The organism is Amphibacillus marinus (assembly GCF_900110345.1).
GTDB lineage: Bacteria > Bacillota > Bacilli > Bacillales > Amphibacillaceae > Amphibacillus_D > Amphibacillus_D marinus.
Window position 1 is genome coordinate 64,158 of the sequence record NZ_FODJ01000005.1, and the last position, 22,874, is coordinate 87,031.

Consider the following 22,874-nt stretch of genomic DNA (forward strand, 5'->3'; position numbering starts at 1 on the left):
CTTAATTAAGGTCGCTTAACAGCTGTCCACCTACTGCATAGTGCTCCGGTTTCATGTCTTCGATAAAGACAACAACTTTTTCTTTGCTTGCACCTGTTGTTTCAACAACAGCGTCTGTTACCTTCTCAACCAATGCCTGTTTCTGAGCAGTTGTGCGTCCTTCTAATAATTTCACGGTAATATAGGGCATAATGATCAAACTCCTTTTTTACCAATAAGCATACCAAGTTGATTAGCTGAAAAGCAAGTATTAGATGTGCTACAATAGCAGTGCCAAGGAGGTTATTTAAATGACTGAAAAGAAACCAAGACAACAATTTACCATTATGAAGGATGACTCAACTGATGGGCATGGTGGCTACGGGGTGGGCTCAATTAGTTTAGAAAACATTTCTCCTGTCATTATCGATCCCAATGAATCGCGGGCATTTATTGATATGAGCGCGATGCATGCTCGAAGTGAAGTAGAGCGTCGTGTTAAATTTATTCCACACAAGGAACAGGTTCCCAATGGTTTATTATACTGGATTGTTTGGGTTACTGTTGAGCGTGGCGAGCAAGGGCCGTATTATCATGGGGTAGCGGCTAGTGAGATACGTGTCGATCGTCCGAATCGTATCGCCTATAAATCAATGCCTGAGCATGTTACACATATGGAGAAATCACTAAAAGGCGAGATTGTTGTGGAGCATATGGATGCTAAATCACTTCAGCTATTACGTGATTTTCTAAAAAACTTTAATTCAGAGATGTGGGAAAACGCTGATCCGGCAGTGCGCAGTGCATTAACAAGCTAACAAAAAATTAATAGCCCAAGTTAGACAATTGTCTAGCTTGGACTATAGTAATTAAGGCAGTCACAATGTTAACCAGCCAAAGTTAGCTATCAGCTAAGTAAATGCGTTATCCTACTTGGACTGTTGATCAGTTACGCTACTATACTGTCTAGGTTCAGTCCCTTCAATAAAGAACATTAATCGGCTAAGTTTACTTCGCTCTGTGCTTAAGCTTCCTGTAGTTGGATCAACATATGCAGCGACAATCCCTGGTGGTGTAATAAAGCTATGACCCTGAATTCGGTCAGGTGCTGCTTCCATTGCATCACGCCAAATCAGCTTTGCAGCATTACTTTGATGAACGGGTTTATTATCGTCATAACCCGTCCAGACACCAGTAATACGTTCGGGGTTATATCCCACCATCCAACTGTCAACGTGTGTTGAACCGCTTTTTCCGGCATAATCTCCACTCAACTGATCACTAATAGATCCGCCTGTAACCGATAAGTAGCTAGACAAATTACGATCAAACATCCCTGTCATTAATTGGTTTAGAATAAATGTTACCTGTTCATCAAGAATCTGTTCCCCTAAGGAAATTGTCCGCTCATATAGGAGATCACCCTCAACTGTTGCTACTGTTTTAACGAGATAAGGACTGACCTTATGGCCACCATTTGCAAAATGACTATAAGCAGTAACAAGCTCGCTTACACTTAACGAAGCAGTTCCTAGGGCTAGTGATGGCACAGCAGGAAGCTCGCTGGTAATACCAAGTTCCCGACTCTGTTCAATGACACGTTCGGGTGTTAGGAACAGCTGTGTCTTAATGGCATAAATATTATCACTAACCGCCAATGCTTGAGCCAACGTAACCGAATTATGTGCGTATTGATTATTAAAGTTTTGTGGCGCATATTGCGAGCCATCATTTAGATGAAATTGTGTAGGTTCGCTCTGCAATGTTGTCGCGGCGGTATAACCATTATTTAAAGCTGTGTAATAAAGGATAGGTTTAAAGGTAGAGCCAATCATTCGCTTTGCTTGAGTAGCACGATTATATGGGCTGGAAAAATAATCAACCCCACCAATTAAGGCTTGAATCGCACCTGTTGCCGGTACTGCGACGATCGCTCCAACCTGTAAGTCTCCACTATGCGTTAAAGTCGCTTGACTCAAAGCTTCCTGCTGTTCGGGAACAATCTCTGTATAGATGGCAGCACCGGCAGGAATCGGATAACCAAGCAAATTACTCGCCTCTGTGATGGCGAGATCAGCAATGTAACCAAAATGTTGATTGACAATGGGCTCACCAACAATATCAAGGACCTGTTGATGCGCTAAATAAGCCTCAGTCTCAGTTAGAAGCTCCTTTTGCTCAAGCGTTGCAATAATTCTTTCTTGTTGTTGCTTAGCTCTTGTAAAATGTTTAATTGGTGAATTTGCATTAGGGCTGTTTGGAATGGCAACAAGTAAGGCGATTTCAGCATGACTAAGCTCGGTACTTGATTTCGCAAAATAGAATTGGCTAGCAGTCTCAACTCCATATATGCCATGACCATAATAAATGGTATTTAAATAACCTTCTAAAATGGTTTCTTTATCATAAAACGTTTCAAGCCGTAACGCATAAAACGCTTCACGTCCCTTTCTGAGCCAACTTTTTTCAGCGTTTAGATATAGATTACGTGCATATTGTTGCGTAATCGTACTTGCCCCTTCAGCTAAGCTACCTGCTCTGATGTTTGTCAGCACAGCTCCACCAATTCTGCGTAAATCAAAGCCACGGTGCTGATAAAAGTTTTGATCCTCTATTGCTAGTGTTGCTTCAATCAAGTCTGGATTAATATCTGCAATTGCTTGCCAAACGCGCTGTCCATCTGAGTAGACAGAACCGAGTCGTTCACCATTTTGAGCATAGATGGTAATTGGCCGTTGATTTAATGAAGGTGGCCCTAGGAGATAGACCGTCGTATACAATGAAATAAGGATGGTAACTAAAAATAGGGCTATCCATAATCCTAGCCGTTTGCGCATTGCTCTCTACCCCTTTCTTGTTTAAATACATAACAGGACATAGCGAAAGCCCTCGATAAAAGATAATAGGAATGATTTGTTATTCAGTATCGGGTATTTTAATAAATTTAATCAAAAAGGCTTGCTTTTTCTAAAAAAAACTCTAAAATTAATGTGTTTCTAAATTGAAAAAAAGTACATGTTAAAATAAAGTTACTAAAAATGAAGCGAAGGAGACGATCGAAATGGATTTATGGTATACAGAAAAGCAAACAGATAGCTTTGGCATTACTGCTAAAGTAAAACGAACGCTTGCTACAGAACAAACTGATTTTCAAAAATTAGATATGATTGAAACGGCTGAATGGGGCAACATGCTTGTCCTTGATGGTATGGTGATGACAACGGAGAAAGATGAGTTTGTCTATCATGAAATGATTAGTCATGTCCCTTTGTTTACACATCCTAACCCAAGGCATGTTCTTGTTGTTGGTGGTGGCGATGGAGGTGTCATTCGAGAAGTATTAAAGCACCCATCTGTTGAACAAGCTGTCCTTGTTGAAATTGATGGTCGAGTTATTGAAGAATCAAAAAAATATTTACCATCAATTGCAGGTCAGTTGGATGATCCGCGTGTTGAAGTGAAGGTCGGTGACGGCTTTATGCATATTGCAGAAAGTGAGAATGCTTACGATGTTATTCTAGTAGATTCAACTGAGCCGGTTGGTCCTGCAGTCAATTTATTTACCAAAGGCTTCTATGCTGGAATCAGCAAAGCTTTAAAGGAAGATGGTATCTTCGTTGCGCAATCCGACAACCCTTGGTTTAAGGCAGAATTAATTGAACAAGTCATCAAGGATGTTAAAGAGATTTTTCCAATTACACGATTGTATACGGCTAACATTCCCACATATCCAAGTGGTTTATGGACATTTACGTTAGGTAGCAAAAAGCATGATCCATTGCAGCAACAACGCTCAGCGGAGCTAGATTCAAAATATTATACCGAAGCGATCCACAAAGCGAGCTTTGCTTTGCCTAAGTTCGTTGACGATTTAACAAAGTAAGGGGTAATGGGCATGCGATTTGATGATGCATATTCAGGGAAAGTATTTATTATGGCACAACCAGATTATCAACAGGCGCGAGCAGTTCTATATGGAATGCCAATGGATTGGACTGTTAGTTTCCGTCCGGGTTCGAGATTTGGCCCCAACCGTATTCGCGAGGCTTCAATTGGCTTGGAGGAGTACAGCCCATATTTAGACAAGCATCTTGAGGAAGTGGCCTATTTTGATGCTGGCGATATCCCGTTACCGTTTGGTAATGCGGAACGAAGCTTAGCTGAAATTAAGCAATACATCGACAAGCTCCTTGAGGATAATAAATTTCCACTTGGCCTAGGTGGCGAGCATCTGGTAACATGGCCAGTCATTCAGGCAATCTATCAAAAGTATTCAGACCTTAAAGTTATTCATATTGACGCTCATGCGGATTTACGTGAAGAGTATGAAGGTGAGGTCTTATCACATTCAACGCCGGTTAGAAAGATTTGCAACCTAATTGGGGCTGAGAATGTCTATTCCTTTGGTATTCGCTCAGGCATGCGCGAAGAATTTGCTTTTGCCAAGGAGAGTGGCATGCACATGTCACGCTATCAAGTGGCCAAGCCATTAGCTGAGTGCTTACCAAGCTTAACAGGTGCCAATGTTTATATTACGATTGATATCGATGTTCTTGACCCTGCTTATGCACCAGGGACAGGTACAGCAGAGGCTGGTGGAATTAGCTCAACGGAACTGCTTGAGGCAATTCACACATTAGCTAAGGCAGATTTAAATATTGTCGGGGCTGATTTGGTTGAAGTTGCACCAGCATATGACCCAACTGAACAAACTGCCATTGCCGCCAGTAAATTTATTCGTGAAATGCTACTTGGTTGGATTAAATAATGATTAAGTTAAAGGGCAATCATTTGGTTGTCCTTTAACTATCGTTATCAACAAGCAAATTAGTATTTTTTTTGCAAATAGACTTGAGTTTGTCGACAAACATTTCTATACTTAGACATACTGATATTTAATGAAGGATGATCTCATGCAAGTAACGAAGAATTCTGTTAAAATAACGCTACATACCGAAATTGCTGATCAAAATGATCAACAAGTGACTGATGTTAAAGCAATTGCTGACTTGTTTGAAAGAGATCAGCAAACGATTCTAACCTTTAAAGAGCAAATTGCTGATCAGCCTGATGTAAGAACAATGATTACGATTACCAATCAGCGAGTTACAATTAAACGCTCTGGTGGGGTCGAGATGAATCAACAATTTAAAGTTAATCAAACGACTGAGACTGTTTATCGCCATGCTTATGGAGCAATTCGAATTGAAACTGCTACGGAATCTGTTCAGTATACACCTTTATCAACTACAAACGTAGGGCGATTAAAAATAAACTATACAACTAAATTGGACGGTGAAGCATTAAGGAACCATAAGCTTGCACTTACGATTGAGGAGGATTTAACATGAACATTGTACAGGATATGCAGGAGTGCTTAAAGACTGAGTTGAAGAAAGCTGTCTTAGCTGCTGAGTTAGCAACAGAAGAGCAAATGCCAACGATTATTTTAGAAAAACCGAAAGATAAAGAACATGGTGATTATGCAACCAACCTTGCGATGCAACTTGCTAAAGTGGCAAAAAAAGCACCACGTCAAATTGCTGAACAGCTGGTAGAGCAGCTTGATAAAAAACGGGCGTCTATTAATAAAGTTGAGATTGCTGGTCCAGGGTTTATTAATTTCTTTATTGATAACAGCTATTTAACACGCTTAATACCAACGATTTTAACAGAGGGTAAGAATTATGGCCGCTCTAATACTGGTCAAGGTGAACGAGTACAGGTGGAGTTTGTTTCTGCCAATCCAACTGGTGATCTTCACCTAGGCCATGCTAGAGGAGCTGCTGTAGGTGACACGTTATGTCACCTGCTTGATGCAGCTGGATATAAGGTTGAACGTGAGTATTATATTAACGATGCTGGAAATCAAATCAATAATTTAGCTTTGTCTGTAGAAGCACGCTACATGCAGGCACTTGGACTGGACTTTCCAATGCCTGAGGATGGCTATAATGGCAAGGATATTATTGAGATTGGGCAACAACTGGTAGAGCAGGATCAAGATACGTGGGTAAGCAAGACAGAAGCAGAGCGTCGTACTTATTTTAAAGAGTATGGTTTGAAATTTGAGATAGATAAGTTAGCCCGTGATTTGGAAGATTTCCGAGTGAAATTTAATCACTGGTTTTCTGAAACATCGCTTTATGAAAATGACAAGATTACCCCTGCGCTTGACCTCCTTAAGGAGAAGGGGCATACTTATGAGCTGGACGGTGCCACGTGGTTTAGAACGACTGCTTTTGGTGACGATAAAGATCGTGTGTTAATTAAAAACGATGGTTCATTTACTTATTTAACACCAGACATTGCCTATCATAAGAACAAGTTAGATCGAGGCTTCAATAAACTTATTAACATTTGGGGTGCTGATCATCACGGCTATATTCCTAGAATGAAAGCCGCCATTCAAGCGATTGGTTATCAAGAAGATACGTTAGAGGTGCAAATTATTCAAATGGTTAATCTGTTTGAAAATGGTGAGAAGGTAAAAATGAGTAAGCGTACTGGTAAAGCAGTAACTCTAAGAGAGCTAATGGATGAAGTCGGAATAGATGCTATGCGCTACTTCTTTGTTATGCGTTCTAGTGATGCTCATTTGGATTTTGATATGGATTTGGCAAGATCTCAGTCAAATGACAATCCAGTTTATTATGTTCAATATGCTCATGCGCGCATTTGTACACTTCTTAAGCAAGCAAAAAGTAAGGGCTTTGACATTAACTTGGACCATCTAGCTGCTCACCTGATGACTGAAAAGGCGGAGGACCTACTTAAGCAATTGGGTGACTTCCCGCAAGTGGTTGCCGATGCTGCGGTTAATCGCACACCACACCGTCTGCCACAGTACGCGTTTGATCTTGCTGCTAAACTGCACAGCTATTACAATGCTGAGAAGGTACTTGATCAAGAGCAACCTGAGAAAACAAAAGCACGGCTCGCTCTGATGGAGGCAGTTAGAATTACAATTACAAATGCATTACAACTAATGGGTGTTACTGCACCTGACAGTATGTAGTTATACATGACAAAACCTTTCTACCAATAGTAGAGAGGTTTTTTAGTCATTCTTTTTTATGAGCGATCGCTCGTAAATGCGTGCGATCGCACTTATTTAGTTAATTTCGCACTTATTCGCTCCTGTTCGCTCTTAATGTGGAAGTTTTGCACACAAACTAAGTTTAAGTGCGATTAATAAGATTTATGTGCGAAAACTTACTTTTTATGAGCGTTTGCTCCTAAATACGTGCGAACGCACACACTTGGCCAATTTCACACTTATTTGCTTTCAATAAAGAGCCTAACTGTGAACTTAGTCCTTGCTAGAACGTATTGGTAAGCATGCACGCTAACAATTTTAGAAAATAGTAAAAAAGCAATGCAAAATGTTGCTGTATACGTTACCATAGAGGGAACTATAATTAGATACAGAAGAGGTGCTGAAGTTGCAAAAACTTGTTTTTTTTGTTGGTGTTGCCGGAACTGGTAAGACAACTGTAGCCGAAAAGATTGTTGAGCAGATTCCTGCTGCGTTTTTGGATCGTGATACAGTTGGTGGACGATTTGTTGAAAGATTTCTAGAATTACAAGGATTTGATAAGGACGATCGTGACTCGAAGTTTTACAAAGAGAACTTGCGTGATTTAGAGTATGATACAACTAAAGATATTTGTATTGAGAATTTACGAGTTGGACAAAATGTCTTTATGATATCACCATTTACTGCTGAGTTGAAAAATGAGCATTGGCTTGAAGGTGTGCTAGCAGCTGCTGGAAAGACAAAGGATCAAGTTGCTGTGAAGGTTATTGTGGTGACCTTGGATAATATTGAGCAACAGCGATTACGGATTGAGAATAGAGGGACAGTTAGAGATACGTGGAAGCTAGAGAATTGGTCAAACTACGAGACAAGGGTGCAATTCATTCCGGCTGTTAATTGGGCTATTCCTGAAGAAAATACATTAGTGTTTGATAATGCAGGCGAGCTGACAGATGACAAAGTAGCGCAATTGGTTAAGTTTATTCAGGCTTAGCTAATAACGAGCACATGTAACTGGCGTTGGTTAAGCATTGCTTTTTAAATAGCATACCCATATAATGTACAGGAGACAAATTGAAAGTAACGTTTTCGATCCTTACATATGTAAAAATAGGTTATATGTGACAGTATTTAAACCAAGGCTCTGCATAAGGTTGACAACTGGCATTATGCGTGCTTATAATTCAATTTATCTGTGTGGATAGAAAGCGATCCTCTGACAGATTAATAAAAGGTAAGCTAACGTCATATGTATGGATAATAAATTTTTTAGATAAAGGGAGTGCTCGACGGTGAGTATAGCAAACTTAAGCCGCGATGAATTGCGCGAACAATCAATGATTGAATTAGCTACGATGGTATTAGAACGAGAAAAAAAGGCAATGAATTATCTAGATATCTTTAATAAAGTTGCTGAAATAAAGGGTTTTTCTGAAGAAGAAAAAGAAGCTTTTATTGCACAGTTTTATACAGATTTAAATTTAGATGGCCGTTTTCTTACATTAGGAGCTGGACAATGGGGTATGAAGGTGTGGTATCCTGTTGAGCAAATTGATGAAGAGATTACTGCTGAACCTAAGAAAAAGAAGAAGAAAAAGAAAAAAGTAACAAAAGCAGCAGTGGAGAAGGCAATTGAAGAAGAGGATTTAACTGAGGTACCGCTTGATTTTGCAGAGGAAGATTATGACGACGAGGACATTGACTTAGGTGATGATGACATAGCAGATGATGAATTTGATGATGAAGGCTTTGATGAAGAAGACGATTTAAGTGATGATGATTACGAAGATGACGAAGATGATTACGAAGAAGATGACGAGGAATCAAAATAAAAAGACGCTTGACTTTTTCTCCAGCAATGCGTAATATTTTATTTGGGCTCTATAAGTTAATTTATATTGATGCGTCCCCCTATTTGAATAGGGGGGCGCTTTTATAATTACACAAACTATTTGCGAAAGCCAGCTTACATTTCATGTTGAGCAAACTTGCATGGAGCGAAGCATAAAAAATCTAAAAAAAGGAGCAAATTTTAATTATGACAAAGTACATTTTTGTAACAGGTGGCGTGGTGTCATCAATAGGAAAAGGAATTGCAGCAGCATCACTTGGTCGGCTGCTAAAAAATAGAGGCTTAAATGTAACGATTCAGAAATTTGATCCTTACATTAACGTTGATCCAGGAACAATGAGCCCATATCAGCATGGTGAGGTATTTGTAACGGATGACGGTGCAGAGACCGACCTAGACTTAGGGCACTATGAGCGCTTTATTGATATCAACTTATCAAAGTACTCAAATATCACAACTGGAAAAATATATTCAACTGTAATAAAGAAGGAACGTCGTGGTGATTATCTAGGTGGAACGGTTCAGGTAATTCCACATATCACAAATGAAATTAAGGAAAAAGTTTTTCAGTCAGGTGAGCAGAGTAACGCTGATGTCGTTATTACCGAAATTGGTGGGACGGTCGGAGATATTGAATCACTTCCTTTCCTAGAGGCAATTCGTCAAATTAAGAGTGACATTGGTAAAGAAAATGTTATGTATATTCATACAACACTTGTTCCTTATATTAAAGCTGCTGGAGAGCTTAAAACAAAGCCAACCCAGCACAGTGTTAAAGAATTGCGTTCATTAGGGATCCAGCCAGATGTTATTATTCTTAGATCTGAGATGTCGGTAAGTAAGGACATGAAAGAAAAAATTGCCCTTTTCTGTGATATTAAAGAACGAAATGTTATTGAATCAACAGATGCAGCGACACTGTATCACATTCCATTATCATTACAAGCACAAGAGCTTGATCAGATTACTTGTGAACATTTTGGCTTGACTTGTCCAGAGCCAGATATGACAGAATGGGAAGCACTAACCAAGCAAGTGCAAAGCCTTTCGCAGAAAAGAACAATTGGTTTAGTTGGTAAATATGTTGAACTTCCAGATGCATACATTTCTGTTGTCGAAGCTTTAAAGCATGCTGGTTATCCACATGATACTGACGTAGAGGTGAAGTGGATTAACGCCGAAGAGGTAACAAAGGACAACGTTAAGGATCACCTTGCCGATGTTGATGGGATTTTGGTCCCTGGCGGCTTCGGGGACCGTGGGATTGAAGGGAAAATAGAAGCGATAAAATTTGCGCGTGAGCAAAGAGTACCATTCTTAGGGATTTGTTTAGGTATGCAGCTTGCTACCGTTGAATTTGCTCGTCATGTGTTAGGGCTGAAAGGTGCTCATTCAGCTGAGATTGATCCTGCATCACCACATCCAATAATCGATCTCTTGCCAGAGCAAAAGGATGTTGAAGATCTTGGTGGTACGTTACGTTTAGGTATTTATCCATGTCGATTAAAACCGGGTACAAAAACAAAAGAAGCCTATAACGACGAAGATTTAGTATACGAACGCCATCGCCATCGCTATGAATTTAATAATGAATATCGTGAGGCAATGGAAGCAGAGGGCTTCGTTTTCTCTGGTACAAGCCCAGATGGTAAGCTTGTTGAGACGATTGAACTGACTGATCACCCTTGGTTTGTTGCTTCACAATTCCACCCAGAGTTTAAGTCACGTCCAACAAGACCACAGGAGTTGTTTTTAGGTTTCATTGGTGCCGTTGTAAAAGCGTAAAAAAGATCAAAAAAAGTCGATAAATCATTTTTTTTATGGTTTATCGTTTTTTTTGTTTATTCTCGCAGTATATTAGCAGGATAAATCCAATTTTATCTAGAAAGTAAACCTAAGGGCAAAAAAAGAATGATGAGGTGGAAAGATGGATAAAAATATATTAATTGTGGATGACCAAAGAGGAATTCGCTTTTTGCTTGAGGAGATTGTTAAAAGTGAAGGCTATCAAGTTAAGAGTTGTGAGAATGGTATAATTGCAATTAAAGAAATTGAGACTAAACCGCCAGATTTATTAATTATTGATTATCGGCTCCCTTTAATGAACGGCGCAAAGGTGATTGCTTTGCTTGAAGAAAAAGGTTACTATATCCCGACAATTGTAATGAGTGGATTGGTAGAAGAAATTAAACCAACCACTGATCAATACAGCTCAGTGAAAAACTATTTTTCAAAACCTTTTAATATTTTGGAAGCAAAAGAGACAATTAATTATATTTTGCGTGAATAATGCCAGCCACCTAACCATGTTAATTTGCCATTAACCATAAAGAATTTGATCATTTTGTTAAAAAAAATTACAGAAACCGCTTTCATACGACAAGTTTTGTTGCACCAAGTTGATGAAATTGGTATGCTATTAGAGTATCCAATCAACGGTTTAATTGACTGGCTATATGAGCATGTTCAAAATCCTATTTGAACCGGCTTTATACTTAAACACACTTTTTCAAATTCTTAAGGAGGAACATTTCATGCCATTAGTATCAATGACAAAAATGCTGCAAGACGCGAAAGCTGGTAGCTATGCTGTTGGACAATTCAATATTAACAACCTTGAGTACATCCAAGCAATTTTACAAGCTGCTGAGGAAGAGCAATCTCCAGTAATTCTTGGTGTATCAGAGGGTGCAGGACGCTATATGGGCGGTTACGGCGTTGTCGTAGCAATGGTTAAAGCTGTTATGGAAGCGCAAGGTACAACTATACCAGTAGCGATTCACTTAGATCATGGTTCAAGCTTCGAACAATGTGCGAAAGCAATTCACGCTGGTTTTACATCAGTTATGATAGATGCTTCACACGATCCATTCGAGGAAAACGTTGCAACAACCTCTAAAGTAGTTGAACTTGCACATTTCCACGGTGTATCAGTTGAAGCTGAATTAGGTACGGTAGGTGGACAGGAGGATGATGTTGTTGGTGATATCATTTATGCTGATCCAAAAGAGTGTCAAGAGCTTGTAACGCGTACAGGTATTGATACGTTAGCTCCAGCACTTGGTTCTGTACACGGTCCTTACAAAGGGGAGCCAAACTTAGGCTTTAAAGAAATGGAAGAGATCGGTGCTGCAACAGGTGTGCCACTTGTTCTTCATGGTGGTACTGGTATCCCGACTAAGGATATTCAAAAAGCAATTTCTTTCGGTACATCAAAAATTAATGTAAACACTGAAAATCAAATTCAACAAGCAAAAGTTGTCCGTGAAGTACTTAATGCTAATCCAGACATGATTGATCCTCGTAAATACCTAGGACCTTCACGTGATGCGATTAAAGAAACTGTTATTGGCAAAATGCGCGAATTTGGTTCTGCAAACAAAGCATAATTTTTAAGAGAAGAAAGGCTGCCACTGGTAGCCTTCTTTTTTTACCCTACAAAGTGCTACATAAATTGTCATACTACTCATCAATTTGTTATTATTTTTTAACAAAACCTGCTTCTATAGCCTTAATTCATGAAATAAAGCATAAAAGGTAGATACTAACTGCAAATCTTTGTATAATAAAGAGAGTATGGCTTAAAATGCATTTTTCTAACTGAAAAGTATAAACTATAGATAGTAGAAATGATGAGACGAATTTATAAGAAGTGGGGCTATAAAGATGCAAAAGTTATTTGTAGAAGGTGGCAAGCCTTTAAAAGGAAGTGTGCGAATTGGTGGCGCAAAGAATAGTGCAGTTGCGTTATTACCTGCAACGATCTTAGCAGATTCTGAAGTTGTGATTGAAGGCTTACCTGATATATCTGATGTAGAAACATTAAGTGCATTACTAGAAGAGATTGGTGGCAAGGTTAAGCGGAATGGTGAATCCGTACATATTAATCCTGCTCAGATGACAGCAATGCCGCTGCCGAATGGTAAAGTGAAAAAATTACGTGCTTCCTATTATTTTATGGGCGCAATGTTAGGGCGTTTTAAACGAGCCGTAATTGGCTTGCCAGGTGGGTGTCATCTTGGGCCAAGACCAATTGATCAGCATATTAAAGGCTTCGAAGCATTAGGTGCGACAGTAACAAATGAACAAGGTGCTATCTATTTACGTGCTGAAAAATTAGTAGGTGCTCGTATTTATCTAGATGTTGTAAGTGTTGGCGCTACGATCAATATAATGCTGGCAGCCGTTAAGGCTGAAGGTAAGACAGTTATTGAAAATGCAGCTAGAGAACCTGAAATTATTGATGTTGCGACGTTACTGACAAGCATGGGAGCAAATATTAAAGGTGCCGGGACAGATGTTATTCGAATCGAAGGTGTTGAAAAGCTATCTGGTTGTATGCACACGATTATTCCTGATCGAATTGAAGCAGGAACCTATACCATTATGGCAGCTGCAATAGGAGAGGATGTCCTAATTGATAATGTCATTCCTCAACACTTAGAGCCATTATTGGCCAAGTTACGCGAAATGGGTGTTGAGATTGAAGAAGGTGAGGAGCAATTAAGAATTCGCTCATCTAGCCATCTAAGTGCAGTAGATATTAAGACACTCGTTCACCCTGGTTTTCCAACTGACCTACAGCAACCATTCACTTCACTTTTAACAAAAGCAGAAGGAACAGCGATTGTAACAGATACCATTTACTCTGCGCGATTTAAGCATATTGACGAACTAAGAAGAATGAGCGCGCAAATTAAAGTAGAGGGTGCTTCAGCAATTGTCACTGGTCCAACTAAACTGCAAGGCGCGAAGGTGCGAGCTAGTGACCTACGAGCTGGTGCAGCACTTATCATTGCCGGGTTAATTGCTGATGGTATTACAGAAATAACGGGTCTAGAGCACATTGACCGAGGCTATGAGTGCTTAACTGACAAGCTATCAAACTTAGGAGCAGTGATCTGGCGAGAAGAAATGTCTGAGCAAGAAATAGAACAGTTTCAAAGCTAAGCTAACCAAATTTGGTTAGCTTTTTATATTTGCGTAATGAATTGAATAATGTAAAGTAACGGATAAACGAGCGAAGTCGTGGAAAAAGAGAGCAAAGTAGCAGTTAACCGAGCGGAGTAGCGGATAAAAATAGAGAAGATACCAGCCATTCATACTTTATCTGCTTAGCACTGTGCGAAAGGTGTTGGATTAAGTTGAGAAAAGGTAAGATATATACAATTTTCACAAAGTGGTTGAATAATTCTGTGAAAAGGAGTACGATAAAAACAACTGCAAAGTGCTTCGCTTTTCATCACTGCAATTTGACTTCTGATTTACAATAAAAAAACCCAATGGTTATAAGAATAAACTAATTAAAAAATAAGATAGGTGTGATTACTACGTGTCCGAAGTAACAATTTCACAATTGGAAGAAATGACTTTAAAAGATCTTTATTCTCAAGCAAGGGAATTTAAGGTATCTTATTACGCGAAATTAACAAAACGAGAATTGATATTTGCCATATTAAAAGCTCAAGCAGAAAAAAGCGGCTACTTATTTATGGATGGTATTTTAGAAATTATCCCATCTGAAGGATTTGGCTTCCTTAGGCCGATAAACTACTCACCAAGTGCAGAAGATATCTACATCTCAGCCTCGCAAATTCGCCGATTTGACCTTAGAAATGGGGACAAGGTTTCTGGTAAGGTAAGACCACCAAAAGAGAATGAGCGCTACTACGGCCTGTTACATGTTGATGCTGTAAACGGAGAAGACCCAGAACTGGCAAAGGAGCGCGTTCACTTTCCTGCATTAACACCTCTCTATCCAAATCGAATGATGGCTCTTGAAACAGAACCTAAGGGAACGTCTACCCGAATTATGGATTTAATTACACCGGTTGGTTTTGGTCAACGTGGTTTAATTGTGGCACCACCTAAAGCGGGTAAGACGATGCTTTTGACGGAAATTGCTAATAGTATTACTGAGAATCATCCCAATGTAAAGCTAATTATTTTACTTGTTGACGAACGACCAGAAGAGGTTACTGATATTGAGCGGTCTGTTCATCCGGATGTTGATGTCGTTAGTTCGACCTTTGATGAAGTTCCAGAGAATCATATTAAAGTTTCTGAACTTGTGTTAGAGCGGGCCATGCGCCTTGTTGAGCACAAAAAAGATGTGGTTGTGCTGATGGATAGCATTACAAGACTTGCGCGTGCCTATAATCTTGTTATCCCGCCAAGTGGTCGAACGCTTTCAGGTGGTATTGATCCAGCTGCATTCCACCGTCCTAAGCGATTCTTTGGAGCAGCGCGTAATATTGAAGAGGGTGGTAGTTTTACCATTTTAGCAACGGCCCTTGTTGAGACAGGTTCACGGATGGACGATGTTATTTACGAAGAATTTAAAGGAACGGGAAACATGGAATTACACCTAGATCGTGGGTTAGCGCAACGACGAATCTTCCCAGCCATTGATTTACTTCGCTCAAGCACGAGAAAAGAAGAATTACTATTGCCACAGGACAAGCTTGATGTCATTTGGTCGATCCGTAAAGGTATGCAGGATTCACCAGACTTTTTAGAACGATTCTTACGCAAGCTGCGCTCGACAAAATCAAACGAAGATTTTTATGGACAGCTTTCTGAAGAAATGAAACGAAAAGTCAATGGACGGAAAAATCAAGCTTAAACATGAAGTAATTTCTTATTTATAGCTCTTGCATTGTCAGAGTGACACTGTTATAATCTTTACGTGTGTAAAATGCTTCTTGGAGCAGTAATAAACTGTTGTAAGATTGCGAAAATTTAACTCTGTCTCCAAGGGATTCAGGGCAGAAGGAGATGTTACAATATGAGAGAAGGCATTCATCCAGAATACCGTAAAGTTGTATTTCTAGATACTAGCTCTGACTACAAATTTCTAACGGGCTCAACGAAATCATCTAGTGAAACAATTGAGTGGGAAGATGGAAACACTTACCCATTAATCCGTGTTGAGATTAGTTCAGACTCACATCCATTCTACACTGGTAAGCAAAAAGCTGACAAAGCTGGCGGCCGTGTGGATCGCTTTAAGAAAAAATATAACCTTAACTAAGCAATTAGTTATGAAAGACAGCCATCCCGATCGATGTTGGGGTGGCTTGTCTTAATCTAACCCTATGCAAAGAAAATCAACAGGCGAATGAGAAGATACGTGCCTGTTTTTTATTTTAAAATGAACGTTTACGTTAGCGTAATAATAAAATTTAGTTATCGTGTGACATGAGGGGGATTATACAGCATGTATGTTATGAAACAGAGCGGTTGGGTAGAACTCATCTGCGGGAGTATGTTTTCGGGAAAGTCTGAAGAGCTTATCCGCCGTGTCAGACGAGCTACATATGGTCATCTGAATGTCCGTGTCTTTAAACCAGCTATAGATGATCGTTATCATGAGGATTCGGTTGTGTCACATAATGGCAATTCAGTTCTTGCCCGACCGGTTAGCTATGCCGCAGAAATTATTGAACAAGTAACGAGCGACATTGATGTTATTGGGATAGATGAGGTGCAATTCTTTGATGAAGACATTGTTCAAATTATTGATCAGCTTGCCAATGCAGGATACCGCGTTATCGTGGCCGGACTTGACACTGATTTTCGCGGTGAGCCCTTCGGATTTATGCCACAGCTAATGGCTTTAAGTGAAACGGTTACCAAGCTCAATGCAATCTGTCCACAATGTGGTTCACCAGCAAGTCGAACCCAACGACTTATTGATGGAAACCCTGCTTCATATGATGATCCAATTATACTGGTAGGTGCAGCTGAGTCTTATGAGCCGCGCTGTCGTCATTGTCACGAAGTACCTAATAAACCCGAGCTATCATTTGATTTGCAAATTAATACTGAAAAAGCGAGAAAACACTGAGAATTGTGCAGATCCCTCAAAGGTTAGGCTCTTAGCTAACTTTTGAGGGCTGTCATTGACTCAGTGTTTTTAATTGTGTTGATGATATGTAAAAGATTTAGCCGCTTGTTAAGATCTCAACTTTCGCACACTTACATAAAGCCAACATAGCTTCACTAAGGATTAATATCGATCGCTTTATAATAAGAAAGGACGCATTCATCAAACGTGCTACTCGTCCTGTCAATCCGTAGACATAATCCTTTAGCCAGCTTAGCTGAACCTGAACATGTTGATGCGAAGGTTGAGTTAAAATCATTAACCAAGAGATTTTGCTAAACATAGTTTTGACGCGGGATTGGCACTGTTATATAATGAAAGATAGGACTGATTAAAAAGAGGTGAACCCTGTGCTTGATAAATTACAAGCGTTAGAAGCGCGCTATGAGAAATTAAATGAATTACTAAGTGATCCAGAGGTCATAAGTGATACCAATAAATTACGCGATTATTCGAAGGAACAATCAGACTTATCAGATGTCGTACAAGTTTATCGTGACTATAGAGAGATAGCTAATCAAGTAAATGATGCAAAGGAAATGTTAGCAGAGGAAAAAGATCCCGAAATGAAGGAGATGGCTCAATCAGAAATAGACGAGCTTGAGCCGCAGCTTCCTGAGCTAGAAGAAAAACTTAGAATATTATTGCTACCTAAGGACCCGAATGATGATAAAAACGTTATTATGGAGGTTCGTGGTGCCGCTGGTGGAGATGAAGCGGCTTTATTTGCGGGTGATTTATTCAGAATGTATAATCGATTTGCTGAAGCACAAGGGTGGAAGATGGATGTTATGGAATCGAACTCTACTGGTGTAGGTGGCTATAAAGAGATTATTTTTATGATAAACGGTAAAGGTGCTTATTCTAAATTAAAATATGAAAATGGTGCACACCGCGTTCAGCGAGTGCCTGAAACAGAATCGGGTGGACGTATTCATACGTCAACTGCAACTGTTGTTGCCTTGCCTGAGGCGGAAGAGGTAGAGGTGGATATTCACGAAAAGGATATTCGAGTAGATACCTTTACATCTAGTGGTCCGGGTGGTCAAAGTGTGAATACAACCATGTCAGCCGTTCGTTTAACCCATGAGCCAACTGGAATTGTTGTCTCTATGCAGGATGAAAAGTCACAGATTAAGAATAGAGAAAAAGCAATGAAAATCTTGCGTGCCCGTATTTATGATAAATATCAGCAAGAAGCACAAGCTGAATATGATCAAAACCGTAAATCAGCAGTTGGAACTGGCGATCGATCAGAACGTATTCGTACCTATAACTTTCCGCAAAATCGGGTAACTGATCATCGAATTGGTTTGACGATCCAGAAGCTTGACCAAATTCTAGAAGGTAAGCTTGATGAGATAGTTGATGCCCTTATTTTAGAGGAGCAAACCAATAAAATGGATCAGCTAGGTGAATAACATGAAACTTACCTTTCAAGAAGTCCTTCAGCGGGCTTCTCTTTTTTTAAAAGAACATAATCGAGAAGAAAAGGTAGCGGAACTACTATTAATGTACCATGCTGGCTTTACCAAGCTTGATCTAATTATGCATGAACGTGATGTCGTTACTGAATCAATCTACCAAGCATTCCATGCCGATCTGAACCAGCATGTAAAAACAGGTATTCCAATTCAGCATTTAACAGGAAAGGAATTTTTCTATGGTCGTTCCTACACAGTCAACAGCCATGTTCTTATTCCGCGTCCTGAAACAGAGGAGCTTGTGCAAGCGATACTACAAACCGCACCAACTACGCATACACCAATGCATCTGATTGATGTTGGAACTGGGAGTGGCGTGATTGCGATTACCTTAAAACTTGAGAATCCTAGCCTTGACGTAGCAGCGTGTGATATTTCTCCCGAGGCTTTAACAGTAGCAGAGCAAAATGCAGTAAACTTAGGTGCTGATGTTCAATTCTTTTCAAGTGATTTTCTTGACCGATGGGTTTATCAACGTGAGCAAGTTGAGATAATTGTAGCTAACCCACCTTATATTTCATGGGCAGATGAGCCAAGCTTATCTGATACGGTTAAGAATTTTGATCCCCAGCTTGCGCTTTTTGCTAAAGAAAACGGACTAGCAGCATATATGAAAATTGTGGAGCAAGCGAAGGTCGTTCTAAAACCAGGGGGACTACTTTTTTTTGAAATTGGTTATCAACAAGCTGATGCGGTATCAAACCTGATTAAGCAGCATTTTCCTAATAGTAAGATTGAAGTAAAACAAGACCTAAACAAAAAAGATCGCATTATAATTGCAAAATGCTAGTTTAAAAGATTCCTGTCTTGGTGATAATGTGATTATCATATAAGACAGGGAGTGATTTCCATGATTAAAGCCATTCCAGCTATTATTATTTTATTCATGACATTTACCAACCCATCAACCGAACCGATAACTGTGGATAACTATCAAGTAATTCCTGATGAGGCGATTCGGCTCCGGATTCTTGCTGAAAGTGATGAAGACGATGATCAAGTAATGAAACGCAAGGTACGTGATCAAGTTAATGCTCAGATTACCGATTGGGTTAAAGAGATTGATAATATTGAGCAAGCAAGAAATTTAATTCAGCAAAATATTGATCAAATAGAAGCTGTTGTGGCTAACACGATTAAGCAATTTGATTCTGAGTTAAGCTATCAGGTTGAATACAATAAAAATGTTTCATTTCCGGCAAAACTCTACGATACTTATGTATATCCTGCTGGTGAATATGAAGCTATCCTGATTACTCTGGGCTCAGGACAGGGCTCGAACTGGTGGTGTGTTTTATTTCCACCACTCTGCTTTTTAGATTTTTCTGCGGGTGCAACCGTTGAGGATCATAACGATGAGGAATCTGAGAATGAGGAACAACCAGTAAAGGTATCGTTTTTTTTCTTCGAGTGGTTTAAGTAATCTAGCATATTCTATACTAACCTTTCATAGATTGAGATATAGAGTGAAAGGGGCGATGGAAATGGAATTAGTCCATGTTAGTCTAATAGAGCGAAGTGAAGAGGATCAACAATTAGTAAATCTAATTGAGCAGCTTAATGATTGTGAGCATGCTTTTGTGATTAGAGATTCAGGTAAAATAGTTGGATTCTTTAATCTTCAGCCGATTGTAAAAGAGATCTACCAACTTGAGAAAATGACACTATTAATAACCAAACAACCGGAAAAAGTAATTGAGATTTTTTATCATGCCCTTGAGAAAGCTGAATGTCTAGGTGCAAAGCATGTTCAGGTCTATTCGGATCATCAACATGTTCGTGAGCTACTAGATTGGATTGGTTTTACAAAGGATAGCACGCAATTAAATACGTGGATTTATCAATGTGGATAAACTTAAAATTTATCCACATTTTTATTTTGAATGTGGACAATATCTGGTTTAAGTTGAATGAGCTTCCAAAAAGAGACTTGTCAATTTAATAAAACATGCTAAAATAGTTGAGTAGTTAAAGTGGAATATCTAAATTATGAAGATATTGAAACTGTGGGTAATATGTGAACAGATTGTTAATAACCCGTGCATAAAAGCATTCCCACTTAGAAGGGGGTACATTTACCCGTGACGCAAAAAACAAATTTTTATATATGGAATGATGATAGTGTTGCTTCATGTGCAGAATTACTGAAAGCTGGAGAAGTTGTCGCTTTTCCAACCGAGACAGTGTATGGCTTAGGTGCGGATGCCTCAAATCCTAATGCAGTTACTAAAATTTTTACTGCAAAGGGTCGTCCAGCAGATAACCCGCTAATTGTTCACGTTTCTTCTCTAGCACAGATGGAGGAGTATGTGACTGATATTCCAGCACAAGCAAGGAAGATTATCAATACCTTTATGCCAGGTCCCATTACGGTCATTCTGCCAAGTAATGGCGTTATCGCAGATAATGTCACTGCTGGACTTGCAACGGTAGGTATTCGCATTCCAGATCACCCTGTGGCTCAAGCACTGATTGAAGCAACCAATCGACCAATTGCAGCTCCTAGTGCAAATTTATCGGGAAAGCCCAGTCCGACAAGTGCAATACACGTATACCAAGACTTGCATGGGAAGATTAGTGCTATTTTAGATGGAGGCTCAACAGGAATCGGTGTGGAGTCAACTGTAGTCGATTGCACTGGAGGGGTGCCAACCATTTTAAGACCAGGTGGTATTACGCGTGAACAATTAGAGATAGCGTTAGGCATTGATATTCATGTCGCAAAACCTGATGTAGCAGAGTTACCAAGTGCACCGGGGATGAAATATAAGCATTATGAACCAGATGTACCTTTAGTTTTGATAAATGGTGATGAGCATTTTTTTCAGGAAAAAATTAATACGTATCGTAGCGAAGGACGAAAAGTCGGGATATTAATTAGTGAGCAACTTGCAAATGCGTTAGCGGCAGACCTTGTGCAGGTATGTGGTTCTAGAGACGAACTTGCAACGGTTGCAGCCCACCTGTATCAAGCATTAAGAAACTTTAAAACAGAGGATGTTGATATTATCCTTGCAGAGGTCTATCCAGAGACCGGAGTCGGTGAGGCAATTATGAACCGTTTAAGGAAAGCAGCGAGTTTTATTGAAATACAGTAACAAATAATTTGTGATTAAGCTCCCCTGCTTATGCTGATGGGGAGATTTTTTTATCTACCAGTGTTAGAACTAAATGATTAGTCGCTCCAAATGTTTTTATTTCTTGATCGAGCTGTTAAGTACAGCCACCAGTTACGCTCTGTTTTTCGCCATTCAATTCCCATACTTCCTGTTATTGGTCTAGTAAACAATTATAAAGCATAGAATGAATTAGCCTGTCCTGTTAAGGAGGAAATCGATGCTACATTCTATGCTCGCTCAATTATTCATTGCTTTTGCGCTAGGTCTAGATGCTTTTTCAGTCTGTTTAGGAATTGGCTTACAGCCAATTCGGTTGAAAAAAATTGCGGCAATTGGCTTGTGGATTGGTGGTTTTCATATTATCATGCCATTGCTGGGCTTGCTAATTGGCTCGTTTTTATTTGACTGGATTTCTGATTTTACTGAATTGATAAGTGGATTATTGCTAGTCGGACTGGGCATGCATATTATCTTTAATACATTTGCTGAAAATTATCACCAAGCAGCTCAGAAAAAACAAAGCTTCCATACATCGGCAATGTTGGTTTTGGCGTTTTCAGTAAGTTTAGATAGTCTACCAGTTGGCATTAGCCTTGGTGTCTCTGGATTTGCAACGACCTTAACGCTGCTCATATTTGGCATAGTTACAACTATTTTGACTTGGATTAGTTTACTAATTGCCAAGAAAATTCAACATAACTTTGATCGATCCTTTGATTGGATTGGGGGACTAACCCTCTGTATTATCGGACTTACTGTTATATTCTAATTGTTAATCCACAATTCATCCACAAAAAGCGCCATTGGCTTGGTCGATTCTTGCAAGTTATGTTATCATTTAGCTAAGTGATAACATGAGGAGAGAGAAGATGAACATCTTATTTGTATGTACGGGCAATACGTGCCGTAGTCCAATGGCAGAAGCTTTACTTCGAAACAAAAGTGACCATCAAGTTAAATCGGCAGGGATATCAGCGACTAAAGCCTCTCCTGCAAGTGATGGTGCTATTCATGCCCTCAAGCAAGCTAATTTACCAAGTGATCATCAATCACAGGCTATTAATCATGAATTAATTAATTGGGCAGACCTCGTTTTAACAATGACGACACAGCATAAACAAATCCTAGCTACCCACTATTCCAATGCCTATGAAAAGATTTTTACACTAAAAGAGTATACGTGTGAGAAGGTTGATGAAAAGTGGCGTCAGCTTAAGCAAGCGTATTTGAATCTTGAAGAAAAAAAAATGGTCGTGATCGAAGAGCACGGTCTTAAACAAACAGAGCAACAACGTCGCGCCTATTTCCGAGCGGAGCAGGACGAAATTGAGCGGTTAGAAAAAAGTATGCCTAATTTTGATATTTCTGATCCATATGGCATGCCGCAGACGGTTTACCAGCAAACCTTTGCCGAACTGGAGCAGGCCATTGAACTGTTAATAAAAAAGTTAGAAAATTAACAAAATAAACAGAAAGCAACTATTCTTTCATGTGAAAAATGCGTACAATAGAG

At 39.5% G+C, this 22,874-nt stretch carries 23 protein-coding genes; 21 read left to right on the forward strand and 2 right to left on the reverse strand.

Going from position 1 to position 22,874, the window contains the following annotated elements; translation table 11 throughout:
• Window position 1 precedes the first annotated feature (1 nt).
• Entirely contained in the window at window positions 2-190 is a 189-nt protein-coding gene (locus BM000_RS08430; protein ID WP_091496848.1) for a 2-hydroxymuconate tautomerase, read from the reverse strand.
• 100 nt (window positions 191-290) lie between these two features.
• On the opposite strand from BM000_RS08430, the gene BM000_RS08435 reads away from it, so the two are divergent.
• Complete coding sequence (locus BM000_RS08435) at window positions 291-797, forward strand: YwhD family protein (RefSeq protein ID WP_091496850.1); 507 nt, start codon at window positions 291-293, stop codon at window positions 795-797.
• Window positions 798-908: 111 nt separating this feature from the next.
• On the opposite strand, the gene BM000_RS08440 is transcribed toward BM000_RS08435, so the two are convergent.
• Window positions 909-2,816 (reverse strand): transglycosylase domain-containing protein, encoded by a 1,908-nt coding sequence (locus BM000_RS08440; protein ID WP_091496852.1) that lies wholly within the window; start codon window positions 2,814-2,816, stop codon window positions 909-911.
• A 224-nt stretch (window positions 2,817-3,040) separates the two neighbouring features.
• Here BM000_RS08440 and speE point away from each other — a divergent pair, with 224 nt between their 5' ends.
• The 20 genes from speE to BM000_RS08540 all read left to right on the forward strand — a co-directional run bounded on the left by speE (window position 3,041) and on the right by BM000_RS08540 (window position 22,821).
• Window positions 3,041-3,862: a polyamine aminopropyltransferase gene (gene speE, locus BM000_RS08445; protein WP_091496854.1), complete on the forward strand. Its 822-nt coding sequence runs from the start codon at window positions 3,041-3,043 to the stop codon at window positions 3,860-3,862.
• A 12-nt stretch (window positions 3,863-3,874) separates the two neighbouring features.
• Entirely contained in the window at window positions 3,875-4,747 is an 873-nt protein-coding gene (gene speB / locus BM000_RS08450; protein ID WP_091496856.1) for an agmatinase, read from the forward strand.
• Window positions 4,748-4,892: 145 nt separating this feature from the next.
• A complete protein-coding gene (locus BM000_RS08455; RefSeq protein WP_177178257.1) occupies window positions 4,893-5,330 on the forward strand; it encodes a YwiB family protein in 438 nt (145 codons plus the stop codon).
• Complete coding sequence (argS, locus tag BM000_RS08460; protein ID WP_091496860.1) at window positions 5,327-6,997, forward strand: arginine--tRNA ligase; 1,671 nt, start codon at window positions 5,327-5,329, stop codon at window positions 6,995-6,997. Before BM000_RS08455 ends, argS begins: the two co-directional genes overlap by 4 nt.
• Before the next feature lie 427 nt (window positions 6,998-7,424).
• A complete protein-coding gene (locus BM000_RS08465) occupies window positions 7,425-8,012 on the forward strand; it encodes a P-loop nucleotide/nucleoside kinase family protein (protein ID WP_091496862.1) in 588 nt (195 codons plus the stop codon).
• A gap of 298 nt (window positions 8,013-8,310) precedes the next feature.
• A complete protein-coding gene (gene rpoE, locus BM000_RS08470; protein WP_091496864.1) occupies window positions 8,311-8,850 on the forward strand; it encodes a DNA-directed RNA polymerase subunit delta in 540 nt (179 codons plus the stop codon).
• Between the two features lie 206 nt (window positions 8,851-9,056).
• A complete protein-coding gene (locus BM000_RS08475) occupies window positions 9,057-10,655 on the forward strand; it encodes a CTP synthase (RefSeq protein WP_091496866.1) in 1,599 nt (532 codons plus the stop codon).
• 142 nt (window positions 10,656-10,797) lie between these two features.
• Complete coding sequence (locus BM000_RS08480) at window positions 10,798-11,160, forward strand: response regulator (RefSeq protein ID WP_091496868.1); 363 nt, start codon at window positions 10,798-10,800, stop codon at window positions 11,158-11,160.
• A 244-nt stretch (window positions 11,161-11,404) separates the two neighbouring features.
• Window positions 11,405-12,259 carry a class II fructose-bisphosphate aldolase gene (locus BM000_RS08485; protein WP_091496870.1) on the forward strand — a complete coding sequence of 285 codons (855 nt, stop codon included), beginning with the start codon at window positions 11,405-11,407 and terminating at the stop codon, window positions 12,257-12,259.
• Between the two features lie 277 nt (window positions 12,260-12,536).
• Complete coding sequence (locus tag BM000_RS08490) at window positions 12,537-13,820, forward strand: UDP-N-acetylglucosamine 1-carboxyvinyltransferase (RefSeq protein ID WP_091496872.1); 1,284 nt, start codon at window positions 12,537-12,539, stop codon at window positions 13,818-13,820.
• A gap of 382 nt (window positions 13,821-14,202) precedes the next feature.
• On the forward strand, window positions 14,203-15,495 hold the full coding sequence (rho, locus tag BM000_RS08495) for a transcription termination factor Rho (RefSeq protein ID WP_091496874.1): 1,293 nt from the start codon (window positions 14,203-14,205) through the stop codon (window positions 15,493-15,495).
• Between the two features lie 162 nt (window positions 15,496-15,657).
• A complete protein-coding gene (locus BM000_RS08500) occupies window positions 15,658-15,903 on the forward strand; it encodes a type B 50S ribosomal protein L31 (RefSeq protein ID WP_091496876.1) in 246 nt (81 codons plus the stop codon).
• A 186-nt stretch (window positions 15,904-16,089) separates the two neighbouring features.
• Window positions 16,090-16,719 carry a thymidine kinase gene (locus BM000_RS08505; protein WP_091496878.1) on the forward strand — a complete coding sequence of 210 codons (630 nt, stop codon included), beginning with the start codon at window positions 16,090-16,092 and terminating at the stop codon, window positions 16,717-16,719.
• Between the two features lie 389 nt (window positions 16,720-17,108).
• Window positions 17,109-18,179, forward strand: a complete 1,071-nt coding sequence (prfA, locus tag BM000_RS08510; RefSeq protein WP_091496880.1) for a peptide chain release factor 1 — start codon at window positions 17,109-17,111, stop codon at window positions 18,177-18,179.
• 1 nt (window position 18,180) lies between these two features.
• Complete coding sequence (prmC, locus tag BM000_RS08515) at window positions 18,181-19,032, forward strand: peptide chain release factor N(5)-glutamine methyltransferase (protein WP_091496882.1); 852 nt, start codon at window positions 18,181-18,183, stop codon at window positions 19,030-19,032.
• A gap of 60 nt (window positions 19,033-19,092) precedes the next feature.
• Window positions 19,093-19,665: a stage II sporulation protein R gene (gene spoIIR / locus BM000_RS08520; protein WP_091496883.1), complete on the forward strand. Its 573-nt coding sequence runs from the start codon at window positions 19,093-19,095 to the stop codon at window positions 19,663-19,665.
• Window positions 19,666-19,726: 61 nt separating this feature from the next.
• On the forward strand, window positions 19,727-20,095 hold the full coding sequence (locus tag BM000_RS08525) for a ribonuclease H family protein (protein ID WP_091496885.1): 369 nt from the start codon (window positions 19,727-19,729) through the stop codon (window positions 20,093-20,095).
• Between the two features lie 228 nt (window positions 20,096-20,323).
• Window positions 20,324-21,340: an L-threonylcarbamoyladenylate synthase gene (locus tag BM000_RS08530; RefSeq protein WP_091496887.1), complete on the forward strand. Its 1,017-nt coding sequence runs from the start codon at window positions 20,324-20,326 to the stop codon at window positions 21,338-21,340.
• Window positions 21,341-21,578: 238 nt separating this feature from the next.
• Complete coding sequence (locus BM000_RS08535; RefSeq protein WP_091496889.1) at window positions 21,579-22,130, forward strand: manganese efflux pump MntP; 552 nt, start codon at window positions 21,579-21,581, stop codon at window positions 22,128-22,130.
• 100 nt (window positions 22,131-22,230) lie between these two features.
• Window positions 22,231-22,821 (forward strand): low molecular weight protein arginine phosphatase, encoded by a 591-nt coding sequence (locus tag BM000_RS08540; RefSeq protein WP_091496891.1) that lies wholly within the window; start codon window positions 22,231-22,233, stop codon window positions 22,819-22,821.
• Window positions 22,822-22,874: the final 53 nt, after the last annotated feature.